Source organism: Bacillus sp. MN7755 (assembly GCF_054771475.1).
In genome coordinates this window covers 53,825-73,692 of sequence record NZ_BTRL01000001.1, presented here as the reverse complement: position 1 = coordinate 73,692, position 19,868 = coordinate 53,825, and the positions used below count along the sequence as shown (strand labels likewise).

Below are 19,868 nucleotides of genomic sequence, written 5' to 3'. Positions count from 1 at the left end.
AGAGGAGCATAAACATGACAATCGGTACATTACCTTTCGATCAAGAAACAATCCGTCAACGCGCAAGCGAAGTAAACGAAGCTGCTTGGTTGACTGAGTTCCGCTTACAAGCTCTTGCACAAGCAACTGAACTTCCAATGCCAACGCCTGATAAAACGAAAATTGAAAAATGGGACTTTATCGGAAAAGGCGACGCTGCTAAGCAAGAGCCTGTAAGTTCTTTAACAGAGCTTCCAGAAGCAGTGAAAAACTTAATCGATGAAAATAACAGCGTATTAGTGCAACGTACTGGTACAACTGCGTTCGTTTCTTTAGCAGACGAAGCAAAAGAAAAAGGTGTTATTTTCACAGATATCGTAACAGCTGCAACTGAGCATGCTGAACTATTACAAAAGTATTTAATGAAAGATGGCGTGAAAGTAGACGAGCATCGTCTAACTGCACTTCATGCTGCATTAATCAACGGCGGTGCATTCGTATATGTTCCGAAAAACGTTGTTCTTGAAACTCCACTTCAAGCTGTATTCTTAGTAGACGGCGAAGAAGCTAACGTATATAACCACGTATTATTCGTAGCTGATGCGAACAGTACTGCAACTTATGTAGAAAACTACGTTGCAAATGAAAATGCTAAAGGTATTGCAAATATCGTAGCAGAAGTAATCGTGGAACAAGGCGCACAAGTGAAATTCGGTGCGGTGGATCTATTAGCAAAAGACGTAACAACTTACGTTAACCGCCGCGGCGTTGTAGGACGCGACGGCCGTATTGATTGGGCTCTAGGCCTTATGAATGACGGAAACACAATTTCAGAGAACGTTACGAACTTAATGGGCGACGGTTCATATGCTGATACGAAAACAGTAACAATTGGCCGTGGTAACCAAACACAAAACTTTACAACTAAAGTTGTTCACTTCGGTAAACACTCTGAAGGTTGGATTTTAAAACACGGTGTACAAAAAGATAGTGCAACATCTATCTTTAACGGAATTGGTAAGATTGAACACGGTGCATCTAAATCAAATGCACAACAATCTTCTCGCGTTCTTATGTTAGATGAAAAAGCTCGCGGTGATGCAAACCCAATTCTTTTAATCGACGAAGATGATGTAATGGCAGGTCACGCAGCTTCAGTAGGCCGCGTAGATCCATACCAACTATACTACTTGATGAGCCGTGGTATTCCAAAACGCGAAGCAGAACGTTTAGTCATCCATGGATTCTTAGCACCTGTAGTTAATGAGCTTCCAATTGAAGGAGTAAAGGCACAGCTTGTTGAGGTAATTGAAAGGAAAGTTCGCTAATGAATATTCATGAAATACGCAAACAGTTTCCAATTCTTGATCAAAAAGTGAACGGCAAACAACTTGTTTATTTCGATAGTGCAGCAACTTCTCAAAAACCAATTCAAGTCATTGAAACGTTAGAACGTTACTATAAAGAATATAACTCTAACGTGCATCGCGGTGTTCATACGCTCGGTACGAAAGCTACCGACGCGTATGAAGGTGCACGCGAGAAAGTTCGCAAGTTTATTAACGCGAAATCAATGGAAGAGATTATTTTCACGCGCGGAACGACAACTGCATTAAATACAGTAGCGGCTAGCTATGGTCTTGAAAATGTAAAAGAAGGCGATGAAATCGTTATTTCTTACATGGAGCATCATAGTAACATCATTCCGTGGCAACAAGTTGCGAAGAAAACTGGTGCAACGTTAAAATACCTTCCGCTTCAACCAGACGGTACAATTTCTTTAGAAGATGTTCGTCAAACAGTTACACCGAATACAAAAATCGTTTCTATTATGCAAGTATCAAACGTACTTGGAACGATTAACCCTGTAAAAGAAATCGGAGCAATCGCACACGAAAACGGTGCAATTATGGTCGTTGATGGTGCACAAAGTACACCTCATATGAAAGTAGATGTACAAGATTTAAACTGTGATTTCTACGCATTATCTGCTCATAAGATGTGCGGACCTACAGGTATCGGCGTATTATATGGTAAGAAAGAATTGCTGAACAATATGGAGCCAATTGAATTTGGCGGTGAAATGATTGATTTCGTAGATTTACAAGAATCTACTTGGAAAGAGCTTCCGTGGAAGTTTGAAGCAGGTACACCGATTATCGGTAATGCAATCGGACTTGGTGCGGCAATTGATTTCCTAGAAGAAATCGGTCTTGATAATATTGAAAAGCATGAGCATGAATTAGCGCAATACGCTTTAGAAAGACTATCAGAAGTAGAAGGCGTTACAATTTATGGTCCAAAGCATCGCGCTGGTCTTGTTACATTTAATATTGAAGACGTACATCCTCATGATGTAGCGACTGTATTAGATGTAGAAGGTATTGCGGTTCGCGCAGGACACCACTGTGCACAACCGCTTATGAAGTGGCTGAAAGCTTCTTCAACAGCACGTGCGAGCTTCTATTTATATAATACAAAAGAAGAAATTGATACATTTGTTGAATCGCTAATCAAGACAAAGGAGTATTTCACAAATGTCATTTAATAATTTAGATACGTTATATCGTCAAGTTATTATGGATCATTACAAAAATCCTCGTAACCATGGCGTGTTAGAAGATAGTGTTACCGTTAACTTGAACAATCCAACTTGCGGCGATCGTATTCAACTTACGATGAAAGTAGAAGAAGGTATTGTACAAGAGGCGAAGTTTGAAGGAGAAGGATGTTCTATCTCAATGTCTTCAGCTTCAATGATGACACAAGCAGTAAAAGGTAAGAAAATTGAAGAGGCACTTCAGCTTTCTAAAATTTTCTCTGACATGATGCTAGGAAAAGAGTACGATGACAGCATCGATTTAGGAGATATTGAAGCATTACAAGGCGTATGCAAGTTCCCTGCACGTATTAAATGTGCAACATTAGCGTGGAAAGCGTTAGAAAAGGGCTTAAACGAAGATAAGTAATGTTAAAGGTTCCTAAAAACGAGGTTATCTAAGGAGGGACACACCAACATGGCGAAGCAACTGCCAGATATCGGCGATTATAAATATGGTTTCAAAGACAAAGACGTTTCGATTTTCCGTGCTGGACGCGGTTTAACAAAAGAGATCGTTGAAGAGATTTCACGTATGAAAGAAGAACCACAGTGGATGTTAGACTTCCGTTTAAAATCACTGGATAAGTTCTATGAAATGCCAATGCCACAATGGGGCGGCGACTTAAACGACTTAGATTTCGATGAAATTACGTACTACGTAAAACCATCTGAGAAATCTGAGAAGTCTTGGGATGAAGTACCTGATGAAATTAAAGCAACATTTGATAAATTAGGTATTCCAGAAGCTGAGCAAAAATATTTAGCTGGTGTATCTGCACAGTACGAATCTGAAGTTGTATACCACAACATGAAAGAAGACCTAGAAGCTCTAGGAATCGTCTTCAAAGATACAGATAGCGCATTAAAAGAGAACGAAGATATTTTCCGTGAGCATTTCGGAAAAGTAATCCCACCAACAGACAACAAATTCTCTGCATTAAACTCTGCAGTTTGGTCTGGTGGATCATTCATCTACGTTCCAAAAGGTATTAAAGTTGATACACCACTTCAAGCGTATTTCCGTATTAACTCTGAAAATATGGGACAATTCGAGCGTACGCTTATCATCGTAGACGAAGGCGCACATGTACACTACGTAGAAGGTTGTACAGCACCTGTTTACACGACTAACTCACTTCACAGTGCGGTAGTAGAAATCATCATTAAGAAAGATGCATATTGCCGTTATACAACAATCCAAAACTGGGCAAACAACGTATACAACCTAGTTACAAAACGTGCGGTTTGTGAAGAAAACGCAACGATGGAATGGATTGACGGTAACATCGGATCTAAATTAACGATGAAATACCCAGCAGTTATTTTAAAAGGCGAAGGCGCTCGTGGTTTAACATTATCTATCGCGATTGCTGGTAAAGGCCAACACCAAGATGCTGGTGCGAAAATGATTCACTTAGCACCAAACACATCTTCAACAATCGTTTCTAAATCGATTGCGAAGCATGGTGGTAAAGTAACTTACCGTGGTATCGTACACTTCGGACCAAAAGCGAAAAACTCTCGCTCTAACATCGAGTGTGACACGTTAATCATGGATAACCAATCTACATCTGATACAATTCCTTACAACGAAATCAAAAACGATTACGTTTCACTTGAGCATGAAGCGAAAGTATCGAAAGTATCAGAAGAACAATTATTCTACCTAATGAGCCGCGGTATTTCTGAGCAAGAAGCTACAGAAATGATCGTAATGGGCTTCATCGAGCCATTCACTCGCGAACTTCCAATGGAATACGCAGTTGAAATGAACCGCCTAATCAAGTTTGAGATGGAAGGTTCTATCGGTTAATATTTAAAGTGGAAGCGCCCTGCTGTGCAGGGCGCTTTTTTATGTTGTGTTGGGGGGAGTCAGGATACCCAAGGGGGTTTCCAACTGAATATATCAGCGATTTTTCAAATATATCGACCACAAATCAGAATATATCAGCGATTATTTCAATATATCGACGATTCGACAAGGAATATCGAATTATCAACAAATTACGACAGGGAGAACAGACTGTATACCCTGAACCTAAATCGTATCCACCTTATCCACAGATTTAACACGTTCCCAAATATACTTTATCCCAACAAAAGAACCATACCCAATTAAAGCACCTAGCATATTCAGTATGATGTCATCAATATCGAAAACACCAGTAAAAGTAAGGAGTTGTAACGATTCAATTAATAAAATAAATTTAATGAAAATTTTTGATGCCATTTTTACATTGTTTATTTGTTTAAATAATAAAGGTAGCAGGAAGCCGAATGGAATGAATATGATGACGTTTCCTAATGTATTCATAAGTACGATGTCTATATTATAAGGATCTAGTAAATGAGTAGGGTCAAAGCCGCTTAAATATTTGATTGTACTTTTAAGCGGAACTAAGTTTATTAATCCACCATGTATAAAGTGCCAGTCGCCTGTTTCAAAGTAATACTTCAGATTACCAAAGTAAAAGGCTGGTCTCCCGAGCAATAGTTTAAATAATAAAACAAACGAATACGGTAAAAATAATCCCCAGCCAATCCACTGTACATATTTTTGCGTAGAGGATTGCATCGCTTTTTCAATTTCAGTTCCTAAAGTAGAGGCTTCTCCAAAATTTTGAATGGCTAATGTAGTAGCTTCTTCTTCAGATTTTCCTTGATCGAGAAATTCTTGTTTTAAACTTGTAAGATGATCGTAAATTTCGAAGTATAGTTCGTCTCTATCAGATTGCGATAGGTTTGTTTTTTGAACAATACTCTTTATGTATTCTTCAATCGTCATTAATTTAAAGCTCCTTTCTGACAAGTTTTAATAAGAGCTGTAACTGAATCCCATGCTGTTAATTTTTCTTCTAATATCTTTTTTCCGTTTATGGTAATGCGATAAAATTTTCGTTTCATACCAGTTTCAGATTCACCCCAGTAGGAATTGATTAAATCCTTTTGTTCCAGACGTTTGAGTGCTGGATAGAGTGTACCTTGGCTCATTGTGTATAAATCATTGCTGTTTTCTTTTAGCTTTTGAATAATTTCATATCCGTACGTATCGTGCTGTTTAATGATGGAGAGAAGTAAAATATCGATACTTCCTTTTAATACCTCTTTATCCATTTTATGGTTCACCACCTTATGATGAAATTGTAACACGACATATGTCGTATTACAAGGTATATGTGCATGGGTATACCCTAGCTAGTATACATTGAAATATATCAGCGATTTTTCAAATATATCGATCACAACTCGGAATATATCAACGATTATTTCAATATATCGACGATTTGACAAGGGATATCGACTTATCAACAAATTACGACAAAAGAAATTCTTCATATACCCCTCACCATTTTATATGAAAAGAGACCGACTGGAAGTAAGGCAAAGATACTGACAAATCCACTGGTGAATCCAATTGAAAAACGCCCTACGAACCTTTTGTTAAACTTTTGACAAATCCACTGGTGAATCCAATTAAAAAACGACCTACGAGCCTTTTGTTAAACTTTTTGACAAATCCAACACTGCCCAAATCCCACACTACCTGAATCCCACACAACACCATCTAAAATCCTTTCACACCAATTAGAAAAAGCAAAAGTTTTTCATATTAAAAAGGGCAATCTTTTGCTTTTTCTCACAATGCGAGTACAATGTAAAATAGCAAGAAAAGACGAAAAGTATTTACAGGATTATTGCGTACGTGTAGCGTAAATGGCAGTAAGGAACTGAGAGGAGGTTTTTTCTCTGAATATAAATAAAGAAACAATCATCCACCTTTATCATACAAACGATATACATAGTCATTTTGAAAATTGGCCGCAAATTTCTCGGTTTGTACAAGGAGAGAAAAAGCGTAGACAGGAAGCGGGAGAGACTGTTTTAACTGTTGATATCGGCGATCATGTGGATCGTTTTCATAGTATTTCGGAAGCGACGAATGGACTTGGCAATACGAAGCTTTTAAATGAGGCGTTATATGATTATGTAACGATCGGAAATAATGAAGGAATTACGTTAGCGAAGGAGCATTTGAATCGTCTATATGATGATGCTGGATTTGAGGTGCTCGTTGCGAATTTATTTGAAAAAGAAGGTGTACGTCCAGAGTGGGCAAAGCCTTATAAATTACATACAACGACAGATGGGATTACGATTGCCTTGATCGGGTTAACGGTTGCGTATCCAGAGTTTTATCAAATGTTAGATTGGCATATTGAAGATCCAATTAAGCATTTAGAGTCTATTTTAGAAGAAGTGCGAGATGAGGCTCATATTACGGTTGTCCTGTCTCACCTTGGAAAAAGTATGGATGAGTATATGGCAGAGCATTATGATATAGATGTGATTTTAGGGGCACATACGCATCATTTATTTGAGCGTGGTGTTCTTATGAATAATACGTTACTTTGTTGTTGTGAAAAGTGGGGACGTTACGTTGGGCACGTTCAGCTTACTGTGGATAAACAGACGAAGAAGCTGTTGAAAAAAGACGGTAGAGCGATTAAGACAGAACGTTTAGGAGCTTATAGTAAGCCGTTATCCACAATTGAAATGCTGCAGGAAGAAAGTAAACATATTATGGAAGAGCCTGTCGTTCATTTAAAGGAATCATTACCGGTTGATTGGTTTCATGAGACATCATTTTCGCACATGTTAGCAAATGCGCTGAAAACGTGGTGCGGTGCAGAGATTGGAATGGTGAACGCTGGTGTACTTCTTGAAGGGTTAGAAGAAGGTGTTGTAACGCGCGGAGATATTCACAGAATTTGTCCACATCCAATTAATCCATGTTTATTAAAAGTGCCCGGGAAAACGTTAAGGGAAGTTATTTTGAAAGCACGTCGCCCGAATATGGAGAACCTTGAGGTAAAAGGATTTGGATTTCGCGGAAAAGTGATGGGGAAAATGATTTACGCTGGTGTAGAAGTCATTCCAGATAAGATTCCTGGGAATAAAATTTTACTCGAAGATGTATTAATTAACGGGGAATCGCTGGAATTAGATCGTATATATACAGTAGGAACGATTGATATGTTTACATTTGGCTACTTATACCCAGAGCTATCCACACTTTCTGACAAACAATATTATATGCCAGAACTACTTAGAGATGTGTTAACAGACATGTTAATAACTCATACATCTTCTGTCAAACTATAGGCTAGTTAACTTGTAACACTCATTTTTCTCTTGTCATACAGATAAGAAAGAGAGGAGTGTGAACTATGGTTAATGTGGAGCCAATTATAATCGATAATTATACGTTTATTGCGGTTAGCGTCAAACTTCCAAAGACAAATTTGCTAGCTGTAATGAGCGATAAAGGATATATTATGTGCGGTGCATTAGATGTAGGTCTTTTAAATGAGAAGTTAGGGGATCGAGGTATTATTGCTGGCCGTGCGGTTGGTGTAAGAACGATTGAACAACTTCTTGAAGCACCGCTAGAATCAGTAACGATTGAAGCCGAAGTTTTAGGTATTACGGCTGGCACAATCGGAAAAGAAGCGTTATTAAAAATGAGATAAGCATATATCGTCCCTCCTTCTTGCATAGAAATGATATAAGAAGGAGGTTTTTTTATGAGTATATTTCGTTCGAAAAATTCGCGGTTTCGAAGGGGACCTATTTCCTTTCGCCACATACTGCTTATGTCGTTTATTCTTTTTGCCATATTACTCGTGCAAGGATTATGGATTGTGAATAGTAGCATTCAGCCGACATTAATTAAATATGGGGAAGTAGAGACGCATAAAATGGCGACAGCGGTTATGACGAAGGCAGTAAAAGATAGAATTAATGAAGGGTTCGATGTCGATTCATTAATGAAAGTACAAAATGATAAAAACGGGAAAGTATCCACAATTAATTTAAATACAAAGCAAGTAAATGAAATCGTAACGTCAACGACCACATACATAGAAAAATATTTACAGCAAGTAGAACAAGGAAATTTGAAGGAGCTAGGTATTTCTGAAAAAAATGGGGCAACGATGTCAGTGCCTTTTGGTCGTGTAACGGATAATGCGCTTCTTGGAAATATAGGACCCGATATTCCAATTGATTTCACGACGATTGGTCATGTGAATACGGATATTAAACAAAAAATTGAACCGCACGGGATCAATACGACAGCGATTCAAATTATTATGGAGATGGAAGTAACGTTGCAAGTCATTATTCCATTTCATACGAAAGAAATAAAAGTAAAACAAGATGTTCCGATTGCAACGCGCATTGTTCAAGGGGAAGTGCCTACTTACTATGGAAGCGGGAGTATTGCTGTACCTGATAAAAAGAAAAAGGATAGTTAGCAGCATCAGTACATAAAAAATAACCGTAGCAATGTGCTACGGTTATCGTTTTGTATTCGCGCGTTCTTTTCGTTCCCACAGACTTAAATGCATGTATGGATCGAAAGCCCATTCTGTATAACCATTGTCTTTATACATGCCGAAATGTAGGTGGGGCGGGAATTTTCCAGCTGTGCCGGGAGGGCCGTAACCGGTGCTACCAACAAATCCGATTACTTTCCCGGGCTCGACAATTTGTCCAAGCTGTATTTCTTTTGAGAACCCGCCTAAATGAGCGTAATAATGGTAATTATTATGAAGGTCACGAATGCCGATGCGCCATCCCCCAAGGCGGTTCCAGCCCTTTGTTTCAATAATGCCATAGCAAGTGGATCTTACTGGTACGCCATAGCCTGCAAAAATATCGGTTCCTTCATGAACTCTTCTTCCCCCAAAACTTCTTCCAGCGCCGAAAGTACTACGGTAGCTATGGTCACTACGAATCGGAAGGGGAAAAGCATTTCCTTCTAAATTAATACGTCCATAATGTTTATAAATTTGGGCGTACTCGGTAATTAAATCAACTGTTTTCGCACGTCTATAATATTCCCAAAGCATAATGTTAATACGTTCTTCTGACGTTCCTTGTTTCTTTAAAACCGTTGCTGCTGTATGCAGAAGGTCACGGTCGTTATTTGCATTTGCAAATCCATCTTTGTCCCCATCTAAACCGATTCCGCCAAATAGAGAAATTGTATGGGGAAGGGTATCGTTACCATTAACAGGTCCAGCCCATATTTCTGGTTTGAAATAAAGGGAAATGATGGCATCTGGTTTTTTCGGAATATCTTTTCTTACGCTCCGTATATTTCTTTCATATTGATCCATTGCAGCTAAGTAATACCACGGAATGCCTGAAGATTGCTCGGTTTCTTTATATAGTGCCATGCGCTTTTCGTATATGCTTTGCTGATTATCTTCACCGTAAGCGATGTTTTGGTGGAGAAGAAAGCAAATCGAAAGCAAAAGAGAAATTTTTCGAAGCATGAAATAGACTCCTTTCACAACATCACTCTTTTTAGTGTGGGATATACGGAGTATTTCATTATAGGGAACGATTGGAAAAAATCTTAGAATCTTCATTTGAGCAAATCGCTTTCATACGTTAGAATAGATATGTTACATTGAAAGAAGCGAACACGGTAAACTATTTCATATTGTGCGGAGTTGATAACCATGACAAAACAAACAGAATATAAGCGCAAGCCCGAATGGTTGAAAATTAAGTTAAACACGAATGAAAACTATACAGGCTTAAAGAAAATGATGCGTTCTAAGAATCTTCATACAGTTTGTGAAGAAGCGAAATGTCCGAATATTCATGAATGCTGGGCTGTAAGAAAAACAGCAACATTTATGATTCTAGGTGCGGTTTGTACACGCGCTTGTCGTTTCTGTGCGGTTAAAACAGGCTTACCAACGGAGCTTGATTTACAAGAGCCAGAACGCGTAGCAGATTCTGTAGTACAAATGGGCTTAAAGCACGTTGTTATAACAGCGGTTGCACGTGATGATTTAAAAGACGGCGGAGCAGCTGTTTTTGCTGAAACAGTACGCGCTGTTCGTCGTAAAAATCCATTTACGTCAATCGAAGTATTACCATCTGATATGGGTGGAGTAGAAGAAAACTTAAAAATGTTAATGGATGCAAAACCAGATATTTTAAACCATAACATTGAAACAGTACGTCGATTATCTAACCGAGTTCGCGCTAGAGCAAAATATGACCGTTCATTAGAGTTTTTACGCCGAGCGAAAGAAATGCAGCCTGATATTCCAACTAAATCGAGCATTATGGTGGGCTTAGGTGAAACAAGAGAAGATTTAATTGAAGCAATGGATGACTTACGTGCAAACAATGTGGATATTTTAACTCTTGGACAATACCTACAACCATCTAAGAAGCATTTACCAGTTCTTAAATATTACCCACCAGCAGAATTTGCAGAGCTTAAAGAAATTGCACTTAGCAAAGGCTTTAGCCACTGTGAAGCTGGCCCACTTGTGCGTTCTTCTTACCATGCGGACGAGCAAGTTCGTTCTGCGAAAGAAAAAACAGCAGAAGCAAAATAATGAAAAAAGGGAGCTAACGATTAGCTCTCTTTTTGTTTGTACTCCAAAACAGTATTTGAACATGTTAATAAAATCTTTTTTAATTCCTCTGTGGATAATTCAATTGTAAATTCAGGTACACCAGGTGTAATTAAAACTTTATTGTAAGTATAGATAGCGCTATCCACAATAATTGTTACATTTTGTGAATACCCGAAAGGAGCTACACATCCTGGCGTACAGCCGGTCTCTTCCCTTAGTTCAATAGGAGAACAAAGAGATAAGCGTTCTCCTGTTATTTCTTTCATCTCTCCTCGGTTGAGCCTTGTGCCCTCTAGCGTGAAAAATACGTAATAATCTCCAGACTTTGATTTTAAAAATAAGCTTTTACTTGGAGTACCTTGTAAGCCAAGCCTTTCACGTACGATACGATCTGTTTCATAATCGAGTACTGGTTCGTGTTCAAACTTTTCATAAGAAGCATTTGTTTTATGTAGTAAAGCAAGTACATCTTCGTACATATGGAGTGATACCCCTTCCTATTGTTAGTACAGTTTCTTCTCGTGGCGTCAACTGAATGTGTTCGAAAGAGATATTACTTGGACGGTGCTTTCCATAATCGTTTTAGGGCACATTGTTCATCGATTGTAATTTCGTAAATATCAGGATTCGTTAAAGCTCTCCATTCATTAAAGCCAATCGTATGATCAAAGTGCTTTAAAATGAGCGTAAGTAAGTTTCCATGTGTAACGAGTAGCGTTGTAGTATGGGTTAATTTTAAAACGTCTTGGATAAGCGATATAGCACGGTCCGTTGCTTGTTTTGTTGACTCTCCGCCTGAAAAGGCAATATCTATATTTGTAAAAGTAGATTCTAGTTTTTGCATCCAATCGTCCATTGGAACGTCGCTTAATATGCGTTCCGTTAGTCGTTCATCTTCTTGGATAGACAAGTTAGCTTGGAGCGCATAGGGGCGAATAGAATCGATAGCTCGCACAAATGGGCTTGAAATAATATGATCTATTTGTGGTTGGTTTTCTAAGAGGAATGTAGCAAGGATGTTTGCTTGATTCTTTCCGTCAATTGTTAATTCAGCATCACGTTTTTGTCCAGTGGCTGAACAATGTCGTATTACAATAATTTTCTTCATAATTCATCCCCATCTTTCAAGTTGACGCTATATACTTCGACAAATGTGAAAAAATTCCTTTTTATTGGAAACGGCATAGTGATCTAAGCATGTGGAAAAGTAATGTGGATAATAAAAAATTGAGGTGCAATGATGAAAAAAATGATATGTATCGTATTCATGATTTGTTTTCTTACGCAATTGTCCACAACATATGCACAATCCAATCAAAAGTTAGATTATCCAAGCAATCGAAATAAGTCATTTGTGAGTGAGCGTGTGTTTTACGAACAATTAGATAAGAAAATTTATAAAGAATACAACAATGCAACATATAGTGTTCGAAAAAAAGTCTTATTTAAAGAAGTGCCCGATGAAGAATCTTCTTTCCGACAAAAAACAGCCGTGGGTTGTCGGAGTGAAGTGGTGCTTCAAGATTTTTTTGTTCACCCTGATCGCCAAGTTTATTTTTTCGCTTCCTTTTCTCAAAATGAAGTAGAAGAGTTACATAAGTACATTGTTATAGATGCAGAAACAAAAAGGGAGCTGCGAGCAGGTAAAAGTTATCATCATTGTGGTAATCCATACAAAAAATAACCCACCAATTGGTGGGTTATTTTTACTCCGGCACACTCATTAATTTCTCTTTCATTTTACGAATAAGAATGACAGCACCAATTGTGAAGAGAAGGGTAATTCCTTCTGCAACAAAAATGTTGATTGTTTTTGTTTGGTAAAGTGCCGCGAAAAAGTCTACAAATGCGTGGAATAATACAGCGTACACAAGGAAGATATATTTCTTCTGTTTTACTGCGTATAAGACAAGCATTGTAAAGGCAATTTGCAGCACGAGTGCCATAATTCTTTCGAAGCTACCAAGGAAGTATAAGTAGGCAGGTTGCTGAATTAACAAGTCCTGTAGGCGGCTTAGTTCTGGCATTTTTTCAACCATTTGAGCGAAGCTACCGCTGTTAATTGAATTCGCAAATATAAGTGCTTGGAATGCAGAGAATCCGCCAACTAAAATAGATTCTATCCCGCCGTGACCAATTCCGTAAGCAAAGCCATCTTTATATTCTTGATATTTTTTTAGTAAGAAGAAAAAGGCAACGAAGCGTCCTAATTCTTCAAAAATACCAGCAGTTAGTCCGCCATAAAGTGCGAAGACAAATGGATTTTCTAAAATTGGAGCGATTGCTGGATTACCACGCATAAATAGGTGGAATGGTGTTTCGAGAATTTGGGTAAATCCGATAAAGATAAGAACACCAACGCCAACCACTTTCCAATTAATATTATATTTTTTACGGAAATAAACGAGTACAATAATGGGGACCAGAATCGAGACAATGAGTTGAAAGATGATGCTGGTAATTACAGTATTTGAAACCATACTTTCACCGCTTTCTAATATATGTACATATCTATTATGCATGAAATATTTTATAAAGAAAATGAATTTACTTATTGACTCTAACGTTGCGTCATACTTTATCGTATGTACTAAGGGGGAGATACACATGACAATGAAGGTAAAAGAAGTAGCTAATTTGGTTGGAATTAGTGTGCGCACACTGCATCATTATGATGAAATTGGGTTGTTAACCCCAGATGAGACGTCAGAGTCTGGATATCGTCTGTATTCCAATGAAAATTTAGAGACATTGCAGCAAATTTTATTTTTTAAAGAGCTAGGCTTCCCTTTGAAAAAAATTAAAGAAATTATCATGAGTCCATCATTTGATCGTGAAGAAGCGCTACAGCTTCATAAGAAAATGCTTCTTGAAAAGCGTGCTAGATTAGATAAAGTGATTGCGACGATTGATAAAACAATTCAGCATACAAAAGGAGAGATTGAAATGACGAATAAAGAGAAATTTGAAGGCTTCGATTTCAGCCATAATCCGTACGAAGAAGAAGCGCGTGAAAGATGGGGAGACGCAGCTGTAGATAAAGCCAATGAATATGCGAAAGGTATGTCAAAAGATAATCAAGAAGAGTTTAATACTATTTACAGAAATTTAGCGGCGCTTAGACACGGCGCACCTGATTCTAAAGAGGCGCAGGAAGCAATTGGAGTATGGTACGATTACTTGCAAAACTTCGGTGAATACTCATTAGATGCTTTTAAGGGCCTCGGCCAAATGTACGTCGCTGATGAGCGCTTTACGAAAAATATCGATAAGTTTGGCGAAGGGTTAGCGCAGTTTATGTGTGATGCGATGGAGGTTTATGCAGATCGTAAGAAATAGTAAAAAAATAAAGAAGGTGGAGGTTTTCTCCACCTTCTTTATTTTTTTATCATATTATTTAAAGTTTGATTCTCTGTATTGTTCAAATGAGGATTTTTACTCATTTCACGCTTTAACATATCGAGGCTTTGCGTATATTCTGTATCATTTAATGCACCAGATTGAAGGCCTTGAATTTGAGAGATCAACTTTTGGTTTGTTGATACATATGCTTTATAATAGCGAGGGACGATGGACAAAGCAGTTTTATATACTTGATCTGCTACGAGTTTTGGATCTGTTGTGTTTGCACGGTATACAACAAATACTTCATCATCGGTAACGAGCGTAGCAGCATTTGCAACGTCGGGAAGTTTGACTGTCATGCTTGTAATCATTTCAGCGACTTTCTCGCGGTTAATGGCTCCTACTTGTTTGTTAGATACTTCATGTTTTTGTTTAGATGAATAGCCGACCCTTGTAAGCCGTGTATTTGTATTTTCCGTATGATACATGTCGTTTTTATTAGAAACAAGAACACGACTTCCTTCTTCACGTTCCATTTCGGCTTTGTTTGTTTGGCAGCCTGCAAATAAGGAAAGAGTGAGGAGAGAAAGTATAATTTGTTTTTTCACGATGTATCACCTCCTTCTCCATAGCATGCACTAATTTTCAATTTTTTGTATTTGAAATTGTTGGTTGGTATGCTTTGTGATACGATAAAAAGAAGAATGCTTAGAGAGGAAGTTAATGATGGAGCAAAAGCAAGAGCAAGAGATGCATGCTACGGTGAGCATTAATAATGTTCAGTACGAAGTAATTAAAAACTTTCGTGATGGTTTTAGTGAAGAAGCATTTAAAGAGCGTTATGCAGAAATTTTAAATAAATATGATTACATCGTTGGGGACTGGGGTTATGAGCAACTTAGATTGCGCGGTTTCTTTGATGATAGTAATCAACGTTCGACATATGATACGAAAATTAGTACTTTATCAGAGTATTTATACGAGTACTGTAACTTCGGTTGTGCACACTTCGTATTACGAAAAGTGAAGAAATAAAAAAATCCTCTTACGATTGTAAGAGGATTTTTTGCATATTCTCATTCACAAACAAATCGAAATAGAATCTCCTTCAGAAAGGAGTGTATTTGGTTTCATTTGTTGTCCGTTCAATTGAATATCCCCACTTTTAATTTTATCCACAATGAGTGTACGGCTCCAGTCGGAAATATATGTGGATAAGGCTTTATCGATTCGGTGGGAACCGAAAATGAGGTCTAATACGATTGTGATTTCGGCTATGCCGTTTTCTTTATGTTGCGTAATGGAAATGGTAGTAGTTTTTTCTATTTGATTTTCCTGCGTCATATCGACTGTTTCTACATGATCCGTAAAAGCTTTATAAATACGAAGTTTTTGATTCCACGTATGATCTTTCGGACATTTATAAATGGCAAAGCGGTATATATTTTTTCCATTGGCGTTATGCCTACGAATATTCGTGTCAGTAAATAGGGTAGTGTGTCTGCAATTTTTACAATACTTTTCGATTGCGTTTTGCTCGTTTTCATATAAACTCCAAGAAAGTTGTACTTTCTGCATTTCCTTCACCTCTTATAGTAGTGGTAAAGGAACGTAATACAGCTATTTGGATGTCTTGTAGTATGAAGACATGAGAAAAAGACAAAAATAAAAGGAGGTCCCCTTAGGAACCTCCGTAAACATCATACTACAGATGCGTTACGTTCCTTTGTAATGGGAATGGGCAGACTACTCCCTTGAAAAAGCACGGAGCTTTTTTGAGAGTAATGCTATCCAATTGCTGGTCCATTACAAAGTAGTTGTTGGCATACGTAGATAACGTCCTTTCTATCCAAATAGATTTATTCTTAATTATAACATAGAAGATTGAAAATTAAAAATACTTACGATGAAAAAACACCAGCTAAAATAGCTGGTGTTTGAGATAAATTATATAAGTTCAAATAAAAATGAGCGTAGTTCTTCTGCAATTTCTTCAGTCATAGAAAATGCGTGCTCTAAGTAGCCTGGTTCGTTTAAATCGTCAGGACCGATGATTGCAAATTTATTACTTTGCATATCAAGGACAATTGTTTTACCGTAATGACGATCAGAGTATAAAAGCGCTAAATCATGACGCTCATTTTCTCCCATAAAGCTAACGAAACGCGTTTTTGTAGCGACAGTATCGTCGTACAGAAAGAAACGTTCTTCCATACACATGGCTCCTTTATTAAATATCTAAGTTTAAGTGTGGCTTATGATCTAAATGGTGATGCGTTTTAATGAATCGTACTGTTCTTGTTTTGTAACGCATTACGATAGAGTATGTTTCAGCTAAATCTCCGCCTAGGAATTTCACGCCATCTAATAACTCACCAGCAGATACACCAGTTGCTGAGAAGATTGCATCATCACCAGATACTAAATCGTCTAACATAAGAAGTTGACGAGGGTCTTCTAATCCCATTTCACGACAACGAGCTTCTTCTTCTTCGTTCATTGGAACTAAGCGAGCTTGCATTTCACCTTCAAGGCATTTTAATGCTGCTGCAGAAATAACGCCTTCTGGAGCTCCGCCAATACCTACGAATAAGTCGATACCCGTTCCAGGTAGTGCTGTTGCGATTGAAGCACCAACATCACCATCACCAAATAATTTTACGCGTGCACCTTTAGCACGAACACGATCAATAATATCTTGATGACGTTCACGTTCTTGAACGATAACCGTTAGGTCACGAATCTTTTTATTGTTAGCTTCTGCTACAATTTCAATTGTTTTTTCAATTGGATCATCTAAGCTAATTTTACCAGCTGCTTTTGGACCAACCGCGATTTTTTCCATGTACATATCAGGAGCATGAAGAAGGTTTCCTTTATCTGCGATTGCGATAACTGCCATTGCATTTGCAAGACCTTTTGCAACGATGTTTGTACCTTCTAATGGATCAACGGCGATATCTACTTCTGGACCGTTACCTGTTCCTAGTTCTTCACCAATATATAACATCGGTGCTTCATCAAGTTCTCCTTCACCAATTACAACTGTACCTGCCATGTTTACTGAATCGAACATATCACGCATTGCTGTAGTTGCTGCATCATCTGCTTCATTCTTCTTTCCGCGGCCCATCCACTGTGCGGATGCTAATGCTGCTGCTTCTGTTACACGGACAATTTCTAGTGCGAGTTCACGTTCCAAGATTCCATTCCTCCAATTTCAAAAATCATACAAATATAACTATAACAAATAACGGAGAAAAGGTGAATTCGAAAAATTGTCGATTTTTTCAGAAGAAAGCGTTACAATTAAAATGTAAATGCTTTAATTTCCAGGTAGGTGACATTCATGTATTTTGTAGACAGAAAGAAAATAGAACAAATGCTAGTATGTTTAGAACGAGCAACAAGTACATTTCAAGAGAAAAAGATATATGAAACCGAGTTTGAATTTTACGCATTAGAACGTATAGCTCATCTAATTATTGATTGTGTATTAGATGTAGGGAATGCGATGATTGATGGATTTATTATGCGCGATCCAGGAAGCTATGAAGATATTATTGATATTTTAATGGACGAGCGAGTGATAAGTGCAGAAGATGGACAAGGAATGAAAGAAATTATCCTTCTTCGAAAAATGCTTATGCAAGATTATATTCAAATGAATCATGATGAATTATATAAGACGATTCAAAAACATATTGCAGTGGTAGATAAATACCCAGCAAATATTCGCAGTTATTTAGAAAAGGAATTAGGGCCTGTATCTGCATTTGTACCAGAATAATTATGCTTATAAGATCCCCAAGGTACCTTTTTGGGGATCTTATATTGTATGTGAGAAAGAAAAGGGAGAAGGTTGAAGCATGGGGGAAGCACGTACGACGAAAGATGAAATTGTGCAATTGTTGAAAGTAAAGGGAGAGCACACGGTAGCGGAACTAGCTGACGTTTTAGAGATTACAGAAATGGCAATCCGAAGACATTTAAGTAATCTCGAGAAAGATGGTTTAATCTATTCTAAGATGGTAAGGCAACATGTCGGAAGACCAACTTATTTGTATGGATTAAGCGAAAAGGGAGAAGATACATTCCCGAAGGAGTATAAGCAATTTGCGATTGATATGCTAGAAGATTTAGCTCGAATGGGTGATGAAAAAATACTTCGTTACGTTTTAAAAGAGAGAACGAAGCGAATGGAAGAACAGTTGCAAAAGCGAGTGAGTAATCAAAAGAATTTAGCATATAAAGTGCAAGAGATAGCAGCTATGCAAGAGAAAAATGGTTATATGGTTCAAATTAAGAGAGACGGAGAGAACTCTTTTGTAATTGAAAAACAAAACTGTCCGTTAAAGGAAATTGCCGAGAGATTCCCGCAAGTATGTGCAGATGAAAAAGAAATGTATAAGCGTTTATTTGCAGGAGCAGATGTAAAGACGCTAGCAAACATGTGCGAGGGCGATTGTAGTTGTTCTTACCAAGTAAAAGAGAAAAAATGAACGTTATGGGGCGCTTTAAGGTAAAGCGTTTTTTTCTTTGCAAAAAGCGGGTAATATAAGAGTGGTATGATAAGGTGAGAACGTTAGCATAGAAGGAGAGACATAATCGATGTATAAAGGTTACTTAATTGACTTAGACGGTACGATGTATCGCGGAGAAGAACAAATTGAAGAAGCGAGCGACTTCGTAAAAGCATTAGGAGAGCGCGGCATTCCATATTTATTCGTTACGAATAATTCAACTCGCAAACCAGAACAAGTGGCAGAAAAGCTTGTTCGTTTCGATATTCCAGCGAAAGCAGAGCAAGTATTCACAACGAGTATGGCAACAGCAAACTTCATTTACGAACGTAAACAAGACGCAACTGTATATATGATTGGTGAAGAAGGCTTACATGATGCACTTGTGGAAAAAGGATTTGAACTTGTGGATGAAAATCCTGATTTCGTTGTTGTCGGTTTAGATCGTGACATCACATATGAAAAGTTAGCAAAAGCTTGTCTTGCTGTGCGTAACGGCGCAACGTTTATTTCCACAAATGGAGACATTGCCATTCCGACTGAGCGCGGATTATTACCAGGTAACGGTTCATTAACATCAGTTGTAGCAGTATCAACAGGTGTGGATCCAATCTTTATCGGAAAACCAGAATCAATCATTATGGAACAAGCTTTGAAAGTGCTTGGCATAGAAAAGAATGAAGCCTTAATGGTTGGGGATAACTACGATACAGATATTTTAGCAGGAATCAATGCTGGTATGCATACGCTTCTTGTCCACACTGGAGTCACAACTGTGGAGAAGTTAACAGAATATGAAGTTCAACCAACGCAAGTTGTGCATAACTTGACGGAGTGGATTGAGAAGATGTAATGAAATGCAGGTAACCGGAAGAGGTTACCTGTTTTTTTTTATGCATAATTGCATATGTACTATAAGTATATAAAATGTAAAATTTAAATGTAGTGATGTAAGGGGGAGAGAATAAG

24 protein-coding genes are annotated in these 19,868 nt (G+C 37.9%); 14 read left to right on the top strand and 10 right to left on the bottom strand.

Annotated elements, in window-relative coordinates; translation table 11 throughout:
* Positions 1–14 precede the first annotated feature (14 nt).
* The 4 genes from sufD to sufB are packed head-to-tail and all read left to right on the top strand — an operon-like array spanning position 15 to position 4,394.
* Positions 15–1,307 (top strand): Fe-S cluster assembly protein SufD, encoded by a 1,293-nt coding sequence (gene sufD, locus ACYVEC_RS00435; RefSeq protein ID WP_000152177.1) that lies wholly within the window; start codon positions 15–17, stop codon positions 1,305–1,307.
* A complete protein-coding gene (sufS, locus tag ACYVEC_RS00430) occupies positions 1,307–2,527 on the top strand; it encodes a cysteine desulfurase SufS (RefSeq protein ID WP_199677987.1) in 1,221 nt (406 codons plus the stop codon). Before sufD ends, sufS begins: the two co-directional genes overlap by 1 nt.
* Positions 2,517–2,948, top strand: coding sequence for a Fe-S cluster assembly sulfur transfer protein SufU (sufU, locus tag ACYVEC_RS00425; RefSeq protein ID WP_000009523.1), 432 nt, complete (start codon positions 2,517–2,519; stop codon positions 2,946–2,948). Before sufS ends, sufU begins: the two co-directional genes overlap by 11 nt.
* 48 nt (positions 2,949–2,996) lie before the next feature.
* Positions 2,997–4,394: a Fe-S cluster assembly protein SufB gene (gene sufB, locus ACYVEC_RS00420; protein WP_001118824.1), complete on the top strand. Its 1,398-nt coding sequence runs from the start codon at positions 2,997–2,999 to the stop codon at positions 4,392–4,394.
* Between the two features lie 225 nt (positions 4,395–4,619).
* Here sufB and ACYVEC_RS00415 read toward each other — a convergent pair whose 3' ends face one another.
* The gene (locus ACYVEC_RS00415; protein WP_063222135.1) at positions 4,620–5,366 is read right to left on the bottom strand and encodes a VanZ family protein; all 747 of its coding nucleotides are present in this window, start codon (positions 5,364–5,366) and stop codon (positions 4,620–4,622) included.
* Entirely contained in the window at positions 5,366–5,695 is a 330-nt protein-coding gene (locus ACYVEC_RS00410; RefSeq protein WP_063222134.1) for a PadR family transcriptional regulator, read from the bottom strand. Before ACYVEC_RS00410 ends, ACYVEC_RS00415 begins: the two co-directional genes overlap by 1 nt.
* Positions 5,696–6,328: 633 nt before the next feature.
* Between ACYVEC_RS00410 and ACYVEC_RS00405 the strand changes: the two genes are divergently transcribed.
* The 3 genes from ACYVEC_RS00405 to yunB all read left to right on the top strand — a co-directional run bounded on the left by ACYVEC_RS00405 (position 6,329) and on the right by yunB (position 8,898).
* Positions 6,329–7,744, top strand: coding sequence for a bifunctional metallophosphatase/5'-nucleotidase (locus ACYVEC_RS00405; RefSeq protein WP_206772726.1), 1,416 nt, complete (start codon positions 6,329–6,331; stop codon positions 7,742–7,744).
* A gap of 65 nt (positions 7,745–7,809) precedes the next feature.
* Positions 7,810–8,112, top strand: a complete 303-nt coding sequence (locus tag ACYVEC_RS00400; protein ID WP_088098274.1) for a YunC family protein — start codon at positions 7,810–7,812, stop codon at positions 8,110–8,112.
* Positions 8,113–8,166: 54 nt separating this feature from the next.
* Positions 8,167–8,898: a sporulation protein YunB gene (gene yunB, locus ACYVEC_RS00395; RefSeq protein ID WP_063222131.1), complete on the top strand. Its 732-nt coding sequence runs from the start codon at positions 8,167–8,169 to the stop codon at positions 8,896–8,898.
* A 42-nt stretch (positions 8,899–8,940) separates the two neighbouring features.
* On the opposite strand, the gene ACYVEC_RS00390 is transcribed toward yunB, so the two are convergent.
* Entirely contained in the window at positions 8,941–9,924 is a 984-nt protein-coding gene (locus ACYVEC_RS00390) for a M23 family metallopeptidase (RefSeq protein ID WP_063222130.1), read from the bottom strand.
* A 189-nt stretch (positions 9,925–10,113) separates the two neighbouring features.
* On the opposite strand from ACYVEC_RS00390, the gene lipA reads away from it, so the two are divergent.
* Entirely contained in the window at positions 10,114–11,010 is an 897-nt protein-coding gene (gene lipA, locus ACYVEC_RS00385; RefSeq protein ID WP_000166375.1) for a lipoyl synthase, read from the top strand.
* A gap of 20 nt (positions 11,011–11,030) precedes the next feature.
* Here lipA and ACYVEC_RS00380 read toward each other — a convergent pair whose 3' ends face one another.
* Positions 11,031–11,510 (bottom strand): YbaK/EbsC family protein, encoded by a 480-nt coding sequence (locus tag ACYVEC_RS00380; RefSeq protein ID WP_063222129.1) that lies wholly within the window; start codon positions 11,508–11,510, stop codon positions 11,031–11,033.
* A 74-nt stretch (positions 11,511–11,584) separates the two neighbouring features.
* Entirely contained in the window at positions 11,585–12,139 is a 555-nt protein-coding gene (locus tag ACYVEC_RS00375) for a histidine phosphatase family protein (protein ID WP_199677989.1), read from the bottom strand.
* Positions 12,140–12,268: 129 nt separating this feature from the next.
* On the opposite strand from ACYVEC_RS00375, the gene ACYVEC_RS00370 reads away from it, so the two are divergent.
* Complete coding sequence (locus ACYVEC_RS00370) at positions 12,269–12,715, top strand: hypothetical protein (protein WP_307828234.1); 447 nt, start codon at positions 12,269–12,271, stop codon at positions 12,713–12,715.
* Positions 12,716–12,737: 22 nt separating this feature from the next.
* Here the strand turns inward: ACYVEC_RS00370 and ACYVEC_RS00365 are convergent, their stop codons facing one another.
* Complete coding sequence (locus tag ACYVEC_RS00365; protein ID WP_063222126.1) at positions 12,738–13,553, bottom strand: YhfC family intramembrane metalloprotease; 816 nt, start codon at positions 13,551–13,553, stop codon at positions 12,738–12,740.
* Between the two features lie 85 nt (positions 13,554–13,638).
* On the opposite strand from ACYVEC_RS00365, the gene ACYVEC_RS00360 reads away from it, so the two are divergent.
* A complete protein-coding gene (locus tag ACYVEC_RS00360) occupies positions 13,639–14,370 on the top strand; it encodes a MerR family transcriptional regulator (protein ID WP_063222125.1) in 732 nt (243 codons plus the stop codon).
* A gap of 38 nt (positions 14,371–14,408) precedes the next feature.
* Here the strand turns inward: ACYVEC_RS00360 and ACYVEC_RS00355 are convergent, their stop codons facing one another.
* Positions 14,409–14,984 carry a YhcN/YlaJ family sporulation lipoprotein gene (locus tag ACYVEC_RS00355; protein WP_063222124.1) on the bottom strand — a complete coding sequence of 192 codons (576 nt, stop codon included), beginning with the start codon at positions 14,982–14,984 and terminating at the stop codon, positions 14,409–14,411.
* A gap of 115 nt (positions 14,985–15,099) precedes the next feature.
* On the opposite strand from ACYVEC_RS00355, the gene ACYVEC_RS00350 reads away from it, so the two are divergent.
* Complete coding sequence (locus ACYVEC_RS00350) at positions 15,100–15,411, top strand: YutD family protein (protein ID WP_002003766.1); 312 nt, start codon at positions 15,100–15,102, stop codon at positions 15,409–15,411.
* Between the two features lie 45 nt (positions 15,412–15,456).
* Here the strand turns inward: ACYVEC_RS00350 and ACYVEC_RS00345 are convergent, their stop codons facing one another.
* The 3 genes from ACYVEC_RS00345 to glpX form a co-directional block, all read right to left on the bottom strand.
* Positions 15,457–15,954 carry a cytoplasmic protein gene (locus ACYVEC_RS00345; RefSeq protein ID WP_460505303.1) on the bottom strand — a complete coding sequence of 166 codons (498 nt, stop codon included), beginning with the start codon at positions 15,952–15,954 and terminating at the stop codon, positions 15,457–15,459.
* A gap of 369 nt (positions 15,955–16,323) precedes the next feature.
* Positions 16,324–16,590, bottom strand: coding sequence for a DUF3055 domain-containing protein (locus ACYVEC_RS00340; protein ID WP_000392613.1), 267 nt, complete (start codon positions 16,588–16,590; stop codon positions 16,324–16,326).
* Between the two features lie 16 nt (positions 16,591–16,606).
* Positions 16,607–17,578 carry a class II fructose-bisphosphatase gene (gene glpX / locus ACYVEC_RS00335; RefSeq protein WP_000439090.1) on the bottom strand — a complete coding sequence of 324 codons (972 nt, stop codon included), beginning with the start codon at positions 17,576–17,578 and terminating at the stop codon, positions 16,607–16,609.
* A gap of 147 nt (positions 17,579–17,725) precedes the next feature.
* Between glpX and ACYVEC_RS00330 the strand changes: the two genes are divergently transcribed.
* The 3 genes from ACYVEC_RS00330 to ACYVEC_RS00320 all read left to right on the top strand — a co-directional run bounded on the left by ACYVEC_RS00330 (position 17,726) and on the right by ACYVEC_RS00320 (position 19,752).
* Positions 17,726–18,166, top strand: coding sequence for a DUF86 domain-containing protein (locus ACYVEC_RS00330; RefSeq protein WP_063222122.1), 441 nt, complete (start codon positions 17,726–17,728; stop codon positions 18,164–18,166).
* 79 nt (positions 18,167–18,245) lie between these two features.
* Positions 18,246–18,878, top strand: coding sequence for a helix-turn-helix transcriptional regulator (locus ACYVEC_RS00325; protein ID WP_063222121.1), 633 nt, complete (start codon positions 18,246–18,248; stop codon positions 18,876–18,878).
* Positions 18,879–18,987: 109 nt separating this feature from the next.
* Positions 18,988–19,752, top strand: coding sequence for a TIGR01457 family HAD-type hydrolase (locus ACYVEC_RS00320; RefSeq protein WP_000276467.1), 765 nt, complete (start codon positions 18,988–18,990; stop codon positions 19,750–19,752).
* Positions 19,753–19,868: the final 116 nt, after the last annotated feature.

Bases quoted from the DNA above. Each gene is read 5' to 3' on its own strand.
- lipA (WP_000166375.1), top strand. From the start codon at position 10,114: ATGACAAAACAAACAGAATATAAGCGCAAGCCCGAATGGTTGAAAATT.
- ACYVEC_RS00340 (WP_000392613.1), bottom strand. From the start codon at position 16,590: ATGGAAGAACGTTTCTTTCTGTACGACGATACTGTCGCTACAAAAACG.
- sufU (WP_000009523.1), top strand. From the start codon at position 2,517: ATGTCATTTAATAATTTAGATACGTTATATCGTCAAGTTATTATGGAT.
- ACYVEC_RS00375 (WP_199677989.1), bottom strand. From the start codon at position 12,139: ATGAAGAAAATTATTGTAATACGACATTGTTCAGCCACTGGACAAAAA.
- ACYVEC_RS00365 (WP_063222126.1), bottom strand. From the start codon at position 13,553: ATGCATAATAGATATGTACATATATTAGAAAGCGGTGAAAGTATGGTT.
- yunB (WP_063222131.1), top strand. From the start codon at position 8,167: ATGAGTATATTTCGTTCGAAAAATTCGCGGTTTCGAAGGGGACCTATT.
- ACYVEC_RS00325 (WP_063222121.1), top strand. From the start codon at position 18,246: ATGGGGGAAGCACGTACGACGAAAGATGAAATTGTGCAATTGTTGAAA.
- ACYVEC_RS00415 (WP_063222135.1), bottom strand. From the start codon at position 5,366: ATGACGATTGAAGAATACATAAAGAGTATTGTTCAAAAAACAAACCTA.
- sufB (WP_001118824.1), top strand. From the start codon at position 2,997: ATGGCGAAGCAACTGCCAGATATCGGCGATTATAAATATGGTTTCAAA.
- ACYVEC_RS00345 (WP_460505303.1), bottom strand. From the start codon at position 15,954: ATGCAGAAAGTACAACTTTCTTGGAGTTTATATGAAAACGAGCAAAAC.
- sufD (WP_000152177.1), top strand. From the start codon at position 15: ATGACAATCGGTACATTACCTTTCGATCAAGAAACAATCCGTCAACGC.
- ACYVEC_RS00400 (WP_088098274.1), top strand. From the start codon at position 7,810: ATGGTTAATGTGGAGCCAATTATAATCGATAATTATACGTTTATTGCG.
- ACYVEC_RS00380 (WP_063222129.1), bottom strand. From the start codon at position 11,510: ATGTACGAAGATGTACTTGCTTTACTACATAAAACAAATGCTTCTTAT.
- ACYVEC_RS00320 (WP_000276467.1), top strand. From the start codon at position 18,988: ATGTATAAAGGTTACTTAATTGACTTAGACGGTACGATGTATCGCGGA.
- ACYVEC_RS00390 (WP_063222130.1), bottom strand. From the start codon at position 9,924: ATGCTTCGAAAAATTTCTCTTTTGCTTTCGATTTGCTTTCTTCTCCAC.
- ACYVEC_RS00360 (WP_063222125.1), top strand. From the start codon at position 13,639: ATGACAATGAAGGTAAAAGAAGTAGCTAATTTGGTTGGAATTAGTGTG.
- ACYVEC_RS00370 (WP_307828234.1), top strand. From the start codon at position 12,269: ATGATGAAAAAAATGATATGTATCGTATTCATGATTTGTTTTCTTACG.
- ACYVEC_RS00350 (WP_002003766.1), top strand. From the start codon at position 15,100: ATGATGGAGCAAAAGCAAGAGCAAGAGATGCATGCTACGGTGAGCATT.
- ACYVEC_RS00330 (WP_063222122.1), top strand. From the start codon at position 17,726: ATGTATTTTGTAGACAGAAAGAAAATAGAACAAATGCTAGTATGTTTA.
- ACYVEC_RS00410 (WP_063222134.1), bottom strand. From the start codon at position 5,695: ATGGATAAAGAGGTATTAAAAGGAAGTATCGATATTTTACTTCTCTCC.
- sufS (WP_199677987.1), top strand. From the start codon at position 1,307: ATGAATATTCATGAAATACGCAAACAGTTTCCAATTCTTGATCAAAAA.